Source organism: Bacillus sp. Root920 (assembly GCF_001429445.1).
GTDB classification, from domain to species: Bacteria; Bacillota; Bacilli; order Bacillales; family Bacillaceae; genus Bacillus; species Bacillus safensis.
This window is the reverse complement of sequence record NZ_LMJV01000007.1, coordinates 436,012-451,832: the sequence shown is the minus strand read 5'-3', so window position 1 is coordinate 451,832 and position 15,821 is coordinate 436,012. Positions and strand designations below refer to the sequence as shown.

The 15,821-nt window shown below is 41.8% G+C and carries 14 protein-coding genes; 12 read left to right on the top strand and 2 right to left on the bottom strand.

The features are described from left to right. The first annotated feature begins 31 nt into the window (after nt 1–31). The gene (locus ASE42_RS13645) at nt 32–601 is read left to right on the top strand and encodes a ComE operon protein 2 (protein WP_024423045.1); all 570 of its coding nucleotides are present in this window, start codon (nt 32–34) and stop codon (nt 599–601) included. Continuing rightward, entirely contained in the window at nt 594–2,921 is a 2,328-nt protein-coding gene (locus ASE42_RS13640; RefSeq protein WP_056767390.1) for a DNA internalization-related competence protein ComEC/Rec2, read from the top strand. The genes ASE42_RS13645 and ASE42_RS13640 overlap by 8 nt, the downstream gene beginning before the upstream one ends. 39 nt (nt 2,922–2,960) lie before the next feature. Here the strand turns inward: ASE42_RS13640 and ASE42_RS18750 are convergent, their stop codons facing one another. Next, entirely contained in the window at nt 2,961–3,095 is a 135-nt protein-coding gene (locus ASE42_RS18750) for a YqzM family protein (RefSeq protein WP_012010638.1), read from the bottom strand. A gap of 236 nt (nt 3,096–3,331) precedes the next feature. Between ASE42_RS18750 and holA the strand changes: the two genes are divergently transcribed. Further along, entirely contained in the window at nt 3,332–4,351 is a 1,020-nt protein-coding gene (gene holA / locus ASE42_RS13635) for a DNA polymerase III subunit delta (protein ID WP_024423043.1), read from the top strand. 134 nt (nt 4,352–4,485) lie between these two features. Here the strand turns inward: holA and rpsT are convergent, their stop codons facing one another. Next, nucleotides 4,486–4,752 carry a 30S ribosomal protein S20 gene (rpsT, locus tag ASE42_RS13630; protein WP_024423042.1) on the bottom strand — a complete coding sequence of 89 codons (267 nt, stop codon included), beginning with the start codon at nt 4,750–4,752 and terminating at the stop codon, nt 4,486–4,488. Between the two features lie 198 nt (nt 4,753–4,950). Here rpsT and gpr point away from each other — a divergent pair, with 198 nt between their 5' ends. The 9 genes from gpr (at nt 4,951) to dnaJ (ending at nt 15,817) form a co-directional block, all read left to right on the top strand. After that, entirely contained in the window at nt 4,951–6,066 is a 1,116-nt protein-coding gene (gpr, locus tag ASE42_RS13625) for a GPR endopeptidase (protein WP_024423041.1), read from the top strand. 66 nt (nt 6,067–6,132) lie between these two features. Beyond that, nucleotides 6,133–7,341, top strand: coding sequence for a stage II sporulation protein P (locus tag ASE42_RS13620; RefSeq protein WP_025092944.1), 1,209 nt, complete (start codon nt 6,133–6,135; stop codon nt 7,339–7,341). Nucleotides 7,342–7,354: 13 nt separating this feature from the next. Further along, nucleotides 7,355–7,687, top strand: coding sequence for a YqxA family protein (locus ASE42_RS13615; protein WP_034622832.1), 333 nt, complete (start codon nt 7,355–7,357; stop codon nt 7,685–7,687). A 141-nt stretch (nt 7,688–7,828) separates the two neighbouring features. Beyond that, a complete protein-coding gene (lepA, locus tag ASE42_RS13610; protein ID WP_056767387.1) occupies nt 7,829–9,667 on the top strand; it encodes a translation elongation factor 4 in 1,839 nt (612 codons plus the stop codon). Between the two features lie 114 nt (nt 9,668–9,781). Further along, complete coding sequence (gene hemW, locus ASE42_RS13605; RefSeq protein WP_024423037.1) at nt 9,782–10,921, top strand: radical SAM family heme chaperone HemW; 1,140 nt, start codon at nt 9,782–9,784, stop codon at nt 10,919–10,921. Nucleotides 10,922–11,002: 81 nt separating this feature from the next. Beyond that, on the top strand, nt 11,003–12,034 hold the full coding sequence (hrcA, locus tag ASE42_RS13600; protein ID WP_003217350.1) for a heat-inducible transcriptional repressor HrcA: 1,032 nt from the start codon (nt 11,003–11,005) through the stop codon (nt 12,032–12,034). 63 nt (nt 12,035–12,097) lie between these two features. Further along, entirely contained in the window at nt 12,098–12,655 is a 558-nt protein-coding gene (grpE, locus tag ASE42_RS13595; RefSeq protein WP_024423035.1) for a nucleotide exchange factor GrpE, read from the top strand. Nucleotides 12,656–12,679: 24 nt separating this feature from the next. Then, nucleotides 12,680–14,518, top strand: a complete 1,839-nt coding sequence (gene dnaK / locus ASE42_RS13590; RefSeq protein ID WP_024423034.1) for a molecular chaperone DnaK — start codon at nt 12,680–12,682, stop codon at nt 14,516–14,518. A 165-nt stretch (nt 14,519–14,683) separates the two neighbouring features. Further along, nucleotides 14,684–15,817: a molecular chaperone DnaJ gene (gene dnaJ / locus ASE42_RS13585; protein WP_024423033.1), complete on the top strand. Its 1,134-nt coding sequence runs from the start codon at nt 14,684–14,686 to the stop codon at nt 15,815–15,817. Nucleotides 15,818–15,821: the final 4 nt, after the last annotated feature.

Sequence of the window (15,821 nt, the reverse complement as noted above, 5' to 3'; positions counted from 1 at the left end):
ATATCAACCATCATTCTGGAGGGATCAGCTCGTGGAAAGAATTTCATGGAATCAATATTTTATGGCACAAAGCCATTTGCTTGCTTTACGAAGCACCTGTGAGCGGTTAGCTGTTGGGGCGACCATCGTAAGGGACAAGCGCATCATTGCAGGGGGGTATAATGGCTCCATTGCCGGTGATGTTCATTGTGCGGATGTAGGGTGCTATGTCATTGATCATCACTGTGTTCGCACCATCCATGCGGAAATGAATGCTATTTTACAATGTGCCAAATTTGGTGCACCTACAGCTGATGCTGAAATATATGTCACACATTTTCCTTGTTTACAGTGCTGTAAAGCCATCATTCAAGCGGGCATACGAACAGTGTACTATGCAAAGGATTATAAAAATCATCCATATGCGATTGATTTATTCGAGCAGGCGGGTGTTCAAACAGAGCAAGTTGAATTAGATGAAATGATCATCGACTTAAAAAATCAAGAAAAATTGGCCTTTGTTGCAGATTTAATTGGGAAGCTGAGTGAATCAGGACTTAGCGAAACAGAAATTCGCGATATGCATGAGAAGGCGAATCAATTATTTACTTCCTATGTTTAAATATTTGCCGTTTGGGGCAATTTCAGCAGCTGTTGGAATTGCTCTGGCTGCATATCATCTTCATATGTATTTCCTTCTCTTTCTTCTCATCATATTACTTCTCAGCCTACTGAAAAAAATGCCTCAGCTCTTTTTAATGGTCAGCCTATGCGGTGCTGTCTATATACTCATTTTTATGATTCATGAGTCTCTTGAAACGGATCAACCCGTGCTAGAAAAATTCCTATCTGGTTCCGTTGTGATTGAAAGTATTCCGAAAACAGATGGCAATCGTTTTTCAGCGACTGTTTCAACAGACCATGAACAACTAGCCACTTTTTATACAATTCAAACAGAGCGTGAAAAAGAGGCATTAAAAGAGGTAGAACCTGGTATGAGCTGTCACATGACAGGTGATGTTCGTCCAGCAAAGCACGCAACCATTCCTAACGGGTTTCAATACGATCAATTTTTAAAATCAAAAGGCATTGACGCCATTTTTCTGCCACAGTCGATCAAAAACTGTACAAAAAAAGATAGTTCTTCCTATTATCTTCAAGTGATAAGGCAAAAGGGGTTGAAATTTTTAGAAGATCATGTGCCTAAACACTCTGTTGGCATTGTACAGGCACTTATTTTTGGCGATCGTGAGTTGATAGACCCTGACACATTAAGAGATTATCAAATGCTTGGCATTATTCATTTACTAGCGATCTCAGGATTGCATGTACAAACGCTTCTTGCATGTTTATTTTGGTGTCTCCTTCGTGCGGGCGTGACAAGAGAGACAGCACGTATTCTTCTATTATGCTTTCTTCCTATTTATGCTTGTTTGACAGGTGCTGCACCATCTGTTTTAAGAGCTTGCCTCATGGCAGGAATCTATTTAGTGATGACTAGTCTGCCAAAAGAAATGAAACAGCCTTCTGCTGTGGTATTAAGTGCAACGTTTTTACTCTTATTAGCAATTCATCCTCTTTATTTATTTGATATCGGATTTCAGCTTTCATTCGCGGTCACGTTTTTTATTTTGTTATCGACTAGGATTTTATCAAAAGCAAAAAGTTCAGTCATGCAATTATTCCTGATTTCCTTTATTGCACAGCTTGCTTCACTTCCTGTTCTTTTATATCATTTTCACCAATTCTCTTTACTGAGCGTACCTTTGAACATGATATTTGTTCCTTTATATACGACGGTCGTTATGCCGCTATCCTTACTCTTTTTTATTCTCACTACCATTTATCTTCCGCTTGGACAAACATTGTTTCAGCTGCTTGATTCGGTGATTCAGCTTAGTCATCAATTATCAGCCTATATGGCTGTTTTTGATGAATTCAACTTGATTTTTATGAAGTCTGCTTGGTGGCATATCCTTCTTGAGGTGAGCGCGTTAATTGTTCTGTTATTTGTGATGGAGTGCAAAACTTCTGTGAAATCCTATGCACTGCCGATCCTTTTTCTTATTGGTGTCTTGAGTGCACACTATTTCACCCCGAATTTTTTCGAAAAAGGGGAAGTGATGATGCTGGATGTAGGACAGGGGGATAGTTTGTTTATTCAGCTGCCCTATCGAAAGGGGCACTTGCTTGTGGATACAGGAGGCAGACTTTCTTTTGAAGAAGAATCGTGGAAAAAAAGGCGTAAAGTGTCTTCGATCGGTGATCAAACGCTGATCCCATTTCTGCATTCTAAAGGTATAGCAAAACTTGATGTTCTTATTCTTACACATGCGGATCAAGACCATATGGGAGAAGCAGCTCGTTTAATCAAACGAAATAAAGTAAAGCGGCTGGCTATTCCAAAAGGCTTTGCACGGAGTCCAGAGGATGCGGAGCTGTTAAAAGAAGCAGCTGATCAAGGGATCATGATTGATGAATTAGAGAGAGGAGATCAGCTTCAGATTGGAGAGCAAATATTTAAGGTCCTTCATCCTTCGCGTGATCGGGTAACAACTAAGAATAATGATTCACTCGTTTTGACATTTACTCTAGGCGGGAAGCGGTTTATGCTCACTGGAGATCTTGAACAAGAAGGGGAGCGAGACATTATAGAAGCCTTTCCTCATCTGCGGGCAGATATCTTAAAGGTTGGACATCACGGGAGTAAAGGGTCAACAAGCGAAGAATGGCTTCAGCATCTCAAGCCCTCACATGCACTCATTTCAGCAGGTGAACGCAATCGTTATCAGCATCCACATCAGGAAGTTTTGAAGAAATTAAAGGACCAGCAAATGAAGGTGTATCGTACAGATATCAACGGGAGCGTGACATATGAATTTCTCAATGAGGAAGGAACGTTTTACACACACCCTCCATATGATATCTTACAAACTCAATAAAAAAACTGCCAAAACGGCAGTCATGTAACCTTCATGAAGTTAAGATCCAACGAGGTGTATAATGGTTGCCAAAATAAACATTGAGGCGAAAAATCCGAATGTGACGATAAAACCAACGGCTGAGTCGGTCACATCATTCCGCTTGCTTTGAACATTTTTTTCAAATTCATTCATTTTCATCCCTCCTGGCTAATTTTAGTATACTTGAACTCATTTGGAATTGCTAGAAGGTAAAGTAACCGTTTTCCATTTTATGATCATTTTATGAATATCGTCTGACAGCAGGCTGACCCGGGAGCTTGCGCCGGACGTTTACTATAAATGAGGAGGCGGCACTTTCAGCTTCCTCTTTACTAATGTCTTCACACACTTTAGGATAGAGGAGGAAGTGAAAGAGAGGGATTCAATTGATGGTCTTTGATGTATGGAACAATTTAAAACGAGGGGATATCCATCCCGTTTATTGCTTATATGGGAAAGAAACATATTTACTGCAAGAAACCGCTGCTAAATTGAGACAAGCTGTAGTAGACGAAGAAACGAAGGATTTTAATTACTCCGTCTTCGATATGGAAGAAGTACCGCTTGAACAGGCTGTAACGGATGCAGAAACATTTCCGTTTATGGGAGAAAGACGTCTCGTCGTGATCAAGAATCCTTATTTTCTTACAGCTGAAAAGAAAAAGGAAAAGATTGAGCATGAGCTTTCTGTATTAGAAGCTTATTTAGAAAAGCCAGCGCCCTATACCATTCTCGTGTTATTGGCACCATATGAAAAGCTGGATGAGCGTAAAAAAATCACCAAATTGCTAAAAAAGAAAGCTGCTGTCGTTGAGGCGAAAGAGTTAAACCCAAAAGAAACAACTGATTTCACCATCACACTGGTGAAGACAGAAGGAAAGGCGATTACATCTGAAGCGGCTGAGCAGCTTGTGATGCTATGCGGCGGGAGTCTCTCCTCTCTATTCCAAGAGGTTCGGAAGCTAAGTACATATATTGGAGAGCGGGAAGAAATTGAGTTAGCGGATGTCAATCAGCTCGTTGCAAGAAGCTTAGAGCAAAATATTTTCGAGCTGATTAATCAAATTGTAAACAGACGCCGCTCTGAGGCCATGCAGATGTTTTATGACCTGCTGAAGCAAAATGAGGAACCCATTAAAATATTAGCACTCATTTCAACTCAATTTCGATTGATTTTGCAGACGAAGTACTTCGCTCAGCAAGGCTATGGACAAAAACAAATTGCTTCAAATCTAAAAGTCCATCCATTCCGGGTCAAACTTGCGATGGATCAGGCAAGACTGTTTTCAGAAGAAGAGCTCAAGCAGATCGTCAAAGAGCTTTCAACGATTGATTACGAAATGAAAACGGGTAAAAAGGACAAGCAGCTGCTGTTAGAATTGTTCCTGCTTCGTTTGTTAGGCGCTTGAATATAAAAAAACGACCTTCTAAAAAGAGGGTCGTTTTTGTTTAGATGTATAATTGCCAGTCTGTCCTTAAGGCTCGGCCGGTCAGGACGGACGTACAGTTAAACAGGTGCCCCATCACTGAGGCGTTGCAAGCATTATGCAGAAAGTCCGTTTACTTGTTTAGCAAGTCTTGATTTGTAACGCGCAGCTGCGTTTTTGTGTACAAGACCAGTTTTAACGGCTTTGTCAATGCGTTTTGCAGCAGAAGCAAGAGCAGCTTTTGCTTGCTCAGCATCGTTGTTAGCTACAGAAACTTCAACTTGTTTAATCGCAGTACGCATCGCAGACTTGATTGTTACGTTATGTGCACGGCGTTCGTTATTCGTTTTTGTACGTTTGATCGCTGATTTAATATTTGGCATGTGTTTCACCTCCTAAGATACAACCTAAACACAATTGTCTTAAGGTTAAATCTTCACAATAGAACAAATTGTATTCTATCAAACACACCTTTAGAATGCAATATAAATGTAAAGTATTTTTCATTGATGACGTGCTCGAATGTTTCTTTCAAGAGATGGAAAGACTACTGTTAATTACTTGGTGGAAGGAGTCTTTTTATGGAGAAACAGAAACTCGATTTAAGCGTTTATCAAATCCGGACAGACCTCGCTGTTGAAACAAAAGAGATACTAGAACAAGAGAACGATCCGAATGTCGTCAAAAAGGACGGGATCCAAGGGATTGTCGAAAAGGAAAAAGAAGAGCAAGGCATCCGCATACGTACTGTGGAAATCACGAAAGAAGGGGAGGAGCTGACCGGCAAAAAGGCAGGGACATACTTGACGTTTGAGGCACAAGGCATTCGGGAGAAAGACTCTGAGATGCAAGAAAAAGTCGTTGAAGTCTTTGCCCATCATTTTGCTCAGTTTTTAAAAGACCGAGGCATTCAGGCTGATGCAAGCTGCCTTGTAGTGGGGCTGGGAAACTGGAATGTTACGCCAGATGCATTAGGTCCTCTCACAGTTGAAAACCTGCTTGTAACCCGCCATCTCTTTGAATTGCAGCCGGAAAATGTTCAGGAAGGCTATCGCCCGGTTTCCTCTTTGTCTCCAGGGGTGATGGGACTGACCGGTATTGAAACAAGTGACATTATCCAAGGCGTGATCGAGCGGTCTAAGCCTGATTTTGTCATTGCGGTCGATGCCCTTGCTGCTCGAGCAGTAGAACGAGTGAATACAACCATTCAAATTTCTGATACAGGTATCCATCCCGGCTCTGGTGTAGGGAATAAGCGAAAAGAATTAAGCAAAGAAACATTGGGCATTCCAGTGATTGCGATTGGCGTTCCGACAGTGGTGGATGCAGTAACGATTGCTAGTGACACAATTGATTATGTCTTAAAGCATTTTGGTAGAGAACTAAAAGATGATAGACCATCCCGCTCTCTTGTGCCGGCTGGTTTGACATTCGGGAAGAAAAAAGTACTTAACGAAGAAGACTTGCCAGATGAAGAAACGCGTCAGTCATTCTTAGGTATCGTAGGAACCCTTCCTGAAGAAGAAAAAAGGCAGCTGATCCACGAAGTGCTTGCGCCCCTGGGGCAAAATTTAATGGTCACGCCTAAGGAAGTCGATACATTCATTGATGATATGGCAAACGTACTTGCCAACGGATTAAACACAGCGCTTCATCAAAAAATCACTCAAGATAATATGGGTTCATATAATCATTAATCGGTTCTACTTTCTCTAGCTCGCTCATAGTGTAATTACTAGAAAGCGTGCTGGAGGGAGTAAATCATGAAAAAAAGACCCCGCCGTCCTCGACAGTTGGTCGTTGCGATTAATGGAACGAAAGTAGTAAAAAGCATCTTCTTATTTATTGCCTCTCTTGTTGTGGTATTTGTGATGTCAGGGGCTTTGACCTCTTTAAAACCCGAGCTGAGGCCGCAAGCCTCGTTATATGGTGTAGCAGATGAGCTCTCTGGCGCATTTTTTGCCACATTAATGGGCATGGAAAACCAATATTTCGCCTCAGCAGTTCCAGAAGATCAAAAAGGATTTCATTTCTCTGGGCTGTCACTGAAGCTTGCAACCAGTATTAATTTAGAAGACCCGCGCAGTTTCCTAGGAAGAGAGCTCCCAGGCTTTGAACATTTTGATACAAAAATCATCTTAGCGGGTGAAGGAACAGACTATACCAATATGCCGATGGAATCGCCGCCGCCTAGTGAAGTGATCCAAGATGAAAAAGAAGCAAATTTGGCTGAGCTGGACAAGCTCGATGATGATACGCCGAAAAAGCCTGCCAAAGAACCGGACCGGTCAACAGGAAAACGAAAAGCTGTGTACATTTACCACACACATAATACGGAATCATATTTACCATTTTTAAAAGGAGAAACGAATCCAAATAATGCACGGCACTCAAAAGTGAATGTCACCCTTGTCGGCGACATGTTTGGAAAGGCGCTTGATCAGCAAGGAATCGGTAATACAGTCGACAAAACGGAAATTGAAAAAAGACTGGTGAAAAAAGGATTAAAATATCCGCAGTCTTACAATGAATCAAGATTGGTCGTGAAAGAAGCCTTAGCGAAAAATGATGACCTCGATTATTTAATTGATATTCACCGGGACTCAAGAAGAAAGAAAGATACGACTGTCGAAATCAAAGGGAAGAAATATGCGAGAATTGCGTTTGTTGTTGGGAAGAAGAATCAAAGCTATGAGAAAAACTTAAAGCTTGCGACAGAGTTCCACCATTTGATGGAGAAAAAATATAAAGGTCTTAGTGTCGGTGTGTTTGCCAAAGGAGAAATTGGCGATAATGGAATCTATAATCAAGATTTATCCGACAAAGCCCTTCTTTTAGAATTTGGCGGAGTAGATAATAATATGGAAGAATTAAGAAATGCATCCAATGCGGCAGCTGATGTATTCAGCGACATTTTCTGGGACGCGGAAAAGGTGGACGGCAAAGCAAAGGATGAGAAAAAACGCTCTTAAGGTGGTGACGGGGATGGGCTCATTTATTGGAAAAACCATTATTTTAGGATTGGTCTTGCTGTTTGGTGTCTTTTTAGGAATGCAGCAAGCGAATAATGGCATGCTGCAAATGAAGGGCTACCATGATCCGCAATTAAAAGGAGCTTTCTCCATTCAAATAAACGACAATGAAGAGAAGGAAGCTTCTATCTTAGGAACGGCTGTTACAGAAAAGGATCTTGCCGAAAAACAAAAACAGCTGGAGGAAATAGAGGGCTTTAATGCCTTTTCCAAGGCAGGAAAAGCCCTGTCTGATGGCATGACACATGCAGCCCGTTCTCTTTATGATTGGGTGAATGGGAAATAAACGAATTTCATGAGATATCACCCTTTTGATCAAAGCCGCTGACCGATAAGCGGCTTTTCTTGATTTCGATTGAATCTTTACAGCCCTATTGATATAATCTAACCTAGCGCAACCCGCGTTTTATAGTAGGAGTGATAGATTGTGACAGATAAAGAAAAACGATTAGAGCGGCAATCAAGAATTCGAAATTTCTCCATTATCGCCCATATTGACCATGGGAAATCCACATTGGCGGACCGTATTTTGGAAAAAACAGCGGCGATTACTCAACGGGAAATGAAAGAACAATTGCTTGATTCCATGGATTTAGAGCGTGAACGCGGCATAACGATTAAATTAAACTCTGTCCAGCTGAATTATAAGGCGAAGGATGGGGAAGAATATATCATGCACCTGATTGATACACCAGGGCATGTCGACTTCACCTATGAGGTATCTCGAAGCCTAGCTGCCTGTGAGGGTGCGATTCTTGTAGTAGATGCAGCACAAGGAATTGAAGCACAGACACTTGCGAACGTTTATTTAGCTCTTGATAACAACTTAGAAATTCTTCCGATTATCAACAAAATCGATCTGCCAAGTGCAGAGCCTGAGCGTGTAAGAGAAGAAATTGAAGATGTCATCGGGTTGGATGCGTCTGAAGCTGTTCTCACCTCTGCTAAGGCGGGTATTGGAATCGAGGATATTTTAGAACAAATCGTTGAAAAGGTGCCGGCTCCCGCTGGAGATCCAGAAGCACCACTTCAAGCCCTTATTTTTGATTCTCTTTACGATGCGTATCGCGGCGTTATTGCGTACATACGAATTGTCGAAGGAACCGTCAGACCGGGTCAGAAAATTAAAATGATGGCGACGGGGAAAGAATTTGAAGTACTTGAAGTTGGCGTTTTCACACCAAAAGCCATGCCAACAGACGAACTCACCGTTGGAGATGTTGGCTACTTAACCGCTGCGATTAAAAATGTCGGTGATACACGTGTAGGGGATACGATTACAAGCGCGGAAAACCCTGCGAAAGAAGCACTTCCAGGATACAGAAAGCTAAACCCAATGGTATACTGCGGACTTTATCCAATTGATACAGCGAAATACAACGACTTACGTGAAGCGTTAGAAAAGCTTGAATTAAATGATTCTTCACTTCAATATGAGGCAGAGACATCCCAAGCACTTGGCTTCGGTTTCCGCTGCGGCTTCCTTGGAATGCTTCATATGGAAATCATTCAGGAACGGATTGAACGTGAATTTAAAATTGATCTGATTACGACAGCGCCAAGTGTTATTTATGATGTATATATGACAGATGGAGAAAAAATTGTCGTAGATAACCCGTCCAATCTGCCTGATCCGCAAAAGATTGAGCGAATTGAAGAACCGTATGTAAAAGCAACAATGATGGTGCCGAATGACTATGTAGGCTCTGTGATGGAGCTTTGCCAAGGAAAGCGCGGGAATTTCATTGATATGCAGTATCTTGATGCGAACCGCGTGAGCATTGTGTACGAAATTCCTTTGGCAGAGATCGTATACGAATTCTTTGATCAGCTAAAGTCCAACACAAAAGGCTATGCGTCCTTTGATTATGAGCTGATTGGCTATCGTCCTTCGACGCTGGTGAAGATGGATATTATGCTGAATGGCGAAAAAATCGATGCCCTTTCCTTTATTGTTCACCGCGATTATGCATATGAACGAGGCAAGATCATCGTAGAAAAGCTAAAAGAATTGATTCCACGCCAGCACTTTGAAGTGCCGGTTCAAGCAGCGATCGGTCAAAAAATCGTTGCTCGTTCCACCATTAAAGCGATGCGTAAAAACGTACTTGCTAAATGTTATGGTGGAGACATTTCCCGGAAAAGAAAGCTTCTTGAGAAGCAAAAAGAAGGGAAAAAGCGCATGAAGCAAGTGGGCTCTGTTGAAGTCCCGCAAGAAGCATTTATGGCTGTGCTGAAGATGGACGACAGCACACCAAAAAAATAACATCCTCAAGGCTACCTGCTTTACAATGTCTGCCTTGACGTTTATAGTCGATAACAAACAAAGACGCCGCAGCGATAAACTGCGGCTCTTTACCTGTAAAGAAGGTGTCATCTAATGAAAGCAGCATACATTCACATTCCATTTTGTGAGCATATTTGCCACTATTGTGATTTCAATAAATTTTTCATCAAAACGCAGCCAGTCGACGAATACTTAGCGGCTCTTGAGAAAGAGATGCAGCACACGATCGAGCAAAAAGGCGAGCAGGAACTAAAGACAATTTTTATTGGCGGGGGAACCCCGACATCACTGACTGTCAGTCAGCTAGATAAGCTCATGAACAGCATTCACAGCGTATTAAAGCCGACAAAAAATCTGATTGAATTTGCAGTAGAAGCAAACCCAGATGAATTATCGCTTGAGAAACTGCATGTGCTTAAAGCAGCCGGCGTGAATCGTCTGAGTTTTGGCGTTCAAACTTTTGAAGACGATTTGCTCAAGAAAATTGGACGAGTTCATCAAAAGAAGGATGTCCTTACATCCTTTGAGCGAGCTAGAGCGGTTGGATTTGACAATATTAGCCTCGATCTTATGTTTGGCTTGCCGCATCAAGAAAAGCATCATGTGATGAATTCACTTGAGACGGCTTTCTCGCTGGGGGCAGAGCATTATTCGGTTTACTCACTCATTGTCGAGCCGAAAACCGTTTTTTATAACTTAATGCAAAAAGGAAAACTTCATTTACCGCCGCAAGAACGTGAGGCTGAAATGTATGAGCTTGTGATGGATGAAATGGAGCGCCATGGATTAAAGCAGTACGAAATTAGCAATTACGCCAAACCTGGCTTTGAAAGCCAGCATAACCTGACCTATTGGAGCAATGAAGATTACTTCGGTTTTGGTGCAGGCGCACACGGGTATGTAGATGGCATCCGAAATGTGAACGCAGGGCCGGTGAAACATTATTTGGAGCTGATTGACCAAACAGGGTTCCCGTATAAGGAAACACATCAGGTCACAAAAGCAGAGCAAATAGAAGAAGAAATGTTTTTAGGTCTTCGAAAAATCGAAGGGGTGAAAAGCGCTGATTTCCAAGCGAAATATGGTGCTGCACCAGAAGCACTTTTTTCCACTGTTCTTGAAGATTTAGAAGAAAAAGGCCTCATTGTAAAAGATGACAAGGGGATACGTTTAACAAGAAAAGGGAAATTGTTAGGCAATGAAGTATTTCAAGCGTTTCTCGGTGAGTTATAATTGACATTTTAATTTGAGTTTGGTAATTTTGTTTATACAATTAGCACTCGTTGAAAGAGAGTGCTAACAGGGGTGATGATGATGTTAACAAATCGTCAGCTTTTGATTCTGCAAGTCATCATTAATGACTTTATTCGTTCGGCGCAGCCAGTTGGATCAAGGACTCTTTCTAAAAAAGAAGACATTACATTCAGCTCTGCGACGATTAGAAACGAAATGGCTGATTTGGAGGAACTTGGTTTTATTGAAAAGACCCATTCTTCATCAGGAAGAATTCCTTCCGAAAAAGGATATCGTTATTATGTAGATCATTTGCTCTCTCCGCGAAAACTGTCGTCTAAAGAGCTAGTACTCATCCAGTCGGCCTTTCAGGAGAAAATTTTTGAGCTGGAAAAGACAGTTCAAAAATCGGCGGAAATTTTATCAGATCTCACAAACTATACATCGATTGTGCTTGGTCCGAAGCTAAGTGAAAATCGATTAAAGCAAATTCAGCTTGTCCCTGTTCAGCCAAACAAAGCAGTGGCGATTATGATTACAGACAGCGGACATGTTGAAAACAAAACCATTACCTTCTCTGAGCATCTCGATGTCTCCGATATTGAGAAGCTGATGAATATTTTAAACAGCCGCCTAGCCGGAGTCCCGATGGATCAGCTGAAGGACAGAATGTATAAAGAAGTTGTGATGCTTCTTCGTACGCATTTAAAAGATTATGATCATATTTTAGATGCGCTCGGCAATACATTTACATCGACTCAAAATGAATCAAAACTTTTCTTTGGCGGGAAGATTAATATGTTGAATCAGCCGGAGTTTCATGACATTGACCGCATCCGTTCACTCATGATGCTTATTGAGCAAAAGAATGATGTCATGCAGCTGTTTCATCCAAATCAGCAAGGAATCACTATTAAAATCGGTTCAGAAAACAATTTGGAAGCGATGGAGAACTGCAGCTTAATCACAGCTACTTATTCGATTGATCAAAAATCACTCGGCTCCATTGCCGTCATTGGTCCAACCCGTATGGATTATGGCAGGGTTGTCAGTCTCTTGCATCATGTATCAAAAGACTTGTCAAACGCACTTTCCAATTTGTATGATGAGTAGGGTGATAAAAGATAGGGGCACAGCCCCTTCGTATTTTTGAATCTTTTGAGGGAGGTGAACACAATGTCAGAAGAAAAACAGACACCTGAGCAAGAAGCAGAGGTTGAAGCACAAGAAGAAGCAGTTCAAGCAGATACTGAGGAAGTAACAAATGATGAACAGTCTGCCTTCCAAGAAAAAATCGATGAATTGCAGCAGCTTCTTGATGAAAAAGAAAACAAAATTCTGCGTGTTCAAGCAGATTTTGAAAACTATAAACGCCGTGCTCGAACTGAAGTGGAGACCGTGCAAAAATATCGTTCTCAACATGTTGTCAGTGATCTTCTCCCAGCTCTTGATAACTTTGAAAGAGCGCTTGGAATTGATCCAGACAATGAGCAGACGAAAAGTTTGTTAGAAGGAATGCAAATGGTTTACCGCCAGCTGGTAGAAGCGTTGAAAAATGAAGGCGTTGAACCAATTGAAGCTGTCGGCAAAGAGTTCGATCCAAACCTTCATCAAGCCGTCATGCAAGTTGAAGATGAAAACTACGATTCAAATATCGTTGTAGAAGAATTGCAAAAGGGCTATAAACTCAAAGACCGAGTTATTCGTCCATCAATGGTAAAAGTAAATCAATAACTACATAATGGGAGGTCATCGAATATGAGTAAAATCATTGGGATTGACTTAGGAACAACAAACTCATGTGTTGCAGTACTTGAAGGCGGCGAGCCAAAAGTCATTGCTAACGCTGAAGGAGCACGTACAACACCATCTGTTGTCGCTTTTAAAAACGGAGAGCGCCAAGTGGGTGAAGTAGCAAAACGTCAATCAATTACAAACCCGAACACGATCATGTCTGTTAAAAGACATATGGGTACTGATTATAAAGTAGAAGTTGAAGGCAAGAACTATACACCGCAGGAAATCTCTGCGATTATTCTTCAGCACCTTAAATCTTACGCTGAAGGCTATCTTGGCGAAGAAGTAACAAAAGCTGTTATCACAGTTCCTGCTTACTTCAACGATGCAGAACGTCAAGCAACGAAAGATGCTGGGAAAATTGCTGGTCTTGAAGTAGAACGTATCATCAACGAACCAACAGCAGCTGCACTTGCGTATGGTTTAGATAAAACAGAAGAAGATCAAACGATTCTTGTATACGACCTTGGCGGCGGTACATTTGACGTATCGATCCTTGAGCTTGGAGACGGCGTCTTTGAAGTGCGCTCAACTGCTGGGGACAACCGTCTAGGTGGAGACGATTTTGACCAAGTTATCATTGATCACCTAGTGGCTGAATTCAAAAAAGAAAATGGCATTGACCTTTCTAAAGATAAAATGGCGCTTCAGCGTTTAAAAGATGCTGCTGAAAAAGCGAAAAAAGATCTTTCTGGTGTATCTTCTACACAAATCTCACTGCCATTTATCACAGCTGGAGAAGCAGGACCTCTTCACCTTGAATTAACGTTAACACGTGCTAAATTCGAAGAGCTTTCTGCAGATCTTGTAGAGCGTACAATGACACCTGTACGTCAAGCACTGAAAGATGCTGGTTTATCTGCTAGCGAGATTGATAAAGTCATCCTTGTTGGTGGATCAACTCGTATTCCTGCAGTACAAGAAGCAATCAAAAAAGAAACAGGCAAAGAGCCTCATAAAGGTGTAAACCCTGATGAAGTAGTTGCACTTGGTGCAGCGATCCAAGGTGGAGTGATCACAGGGGATGTCAAAGACGTTGTTCTTCTTGACGTAACACCACTTTCTTTAGGAATTGAAACAATGGGCGGCGTATTCACGAAGCTGATTGAACGCAATACAACAATTCCAACAAGTAAATCTCAAGTATTCTCAACAGCTGCTGACAACCAAACAGCTGTAGATATCCATGTCCTGCAAGGTGAGCGCCCAATGGCTGCAGATAACAAAACATTAGGCCGCTTCCAATTGACTGATATCCCGCCAGCACCACGCGGCGTACCGCAAATCGAAGTATCTTTTGATATCGATAAAAACGGTATTGTCAACGTACGTGCGAAAGATATGGGTACAGGCAAAGAGCAAAACATCACAATCAAATCTTCTTCAGGTCTTTCTGATGATGAGATCGAAAAAATGGTAAAAGAAGCAGAAGAAAATGCTGAAGCAGATGCGAAGAAAAAAGAAGAAATCGAAGTGCGCAACGAAGCAGATCAATTAGTGTTTACAACTGAAAAAACATTAAAAGATCTAGAAGGCAAAATCGATGAAGAGCAAGTGAAAAAAGCAAATGACGCGAAAGATGCGCTAAAAGCTGCGATCGAAAAAGGCGAGTTTGAAGACATCAAAGCGAAAAAAGATGAGCTGCAAACAATCGTTCAAGAATTAACGACAAAGCTCTATGAAGAAGCTGCAAAACAAGCACAAGCTCAGCAAGAAGGCGCTGAAGGTGCTCAAAAAGCAGATGACAATGTAGTGGATGCAGAATACGAAGAAGTAAACGACGATCAAGAGAAAAAATAATCACCTTTACTTTTGAAAAAGACTGCTGAAACGTACTCGTCAGAAAGTCAAAGTCAGGATCTCTTGGCTTTGACTTTTTTTCTTTTCAACGATGAAAGGAATTGAAAAAGGTTAAATCAAAATGATACAATCGTATTTATGTGAGAAAATCGGGAGTGTGAAGAGATGAGTAAGCGTGATTACTATGAAGTGCTTGGCGTAAGTAAGAGCGCCTCAAAGGACGAAATCAAAAAGGCATACCGCAAGCTTTCAAAAAAGTATCACCCTGATATTAATAAAGAAGCTGGCTCAGATGAGAAATTCAAAGAAGTAAAAGAAGCCTATGAAACCCTTTCTGATGATCAAAAACGTTCGCATTATGACCAGTTCGGTCATACCGATCCGAACCAAGGCTTTGGCGGCGGCGGTTTTGGCGGAGGAGGAGACTTTGGCGGCTTCGGCGGCTTTGATGACATCTTCTCTAGTATTTTTGGCGGCGGGGCCAGAAGAAGAGATCCAAATGCACCGCGCCAAGGAGCGGACCTGCAATATACAATGACGCTTTCGTTTGAAGAAGCGGCATTTGGAAAAGAAGCAACCATTGAAATCCCTCGTGAAGAAACTTGTGAAACATGTCATGGATCAGGTGCAAAGCCTGGTACGCAGGCAAAAACCTGTTCACATTGCGGCGGTTCTGGTCAATTAAATGTTGAGCAATCCACTCCGTTTGGTAAAGTGGTCAACCGCAGAGTATGTAACTACTGCAGCGGAACAGGGAAACAAATTGACCATAAATGTTCAACATGCGGCGGCTCTGGCAAAGTGCGTAAGCGTAAGAAAATTAACGTGACGATTCCTGCAGGTGTTGATGATGGCCAGCAGCTCAGAGTGTCTGGCCAAGGTGAACCAGGTGTAAATGGAGGACCTCCAGGCGATCTATTCGTTGTGTTCCATGTGCGTGCGCATGAATTCTTCGAACGTGATGGAGATGACATTTACTGCGAGATGCCGCTCACCTTTGCCCAAGCTGCACTAGGTGACGAAATTGAAGTGCCGACATTACACGGAAAAGTAAAATTAAAAGTTCCTGCTGGCACTCAAACTGGCACGAAGTTTAGACTCAAAGGAAAAGGCGTGAAAAATGTACGCGGCTACGGCCAAGGCGATCAGCATATCGTTGTACGTGTTGTCACACCGACAAATTTAACAGACAATCAAAAAGATATCATTAGAAAATTTGCTGAAGTGAGCGGAAATAAACCAGACGAACAAGAAATGAGCTTTTTCGATAAGGTAAAACGCGCATTTAAAGGCGAGTAAGACG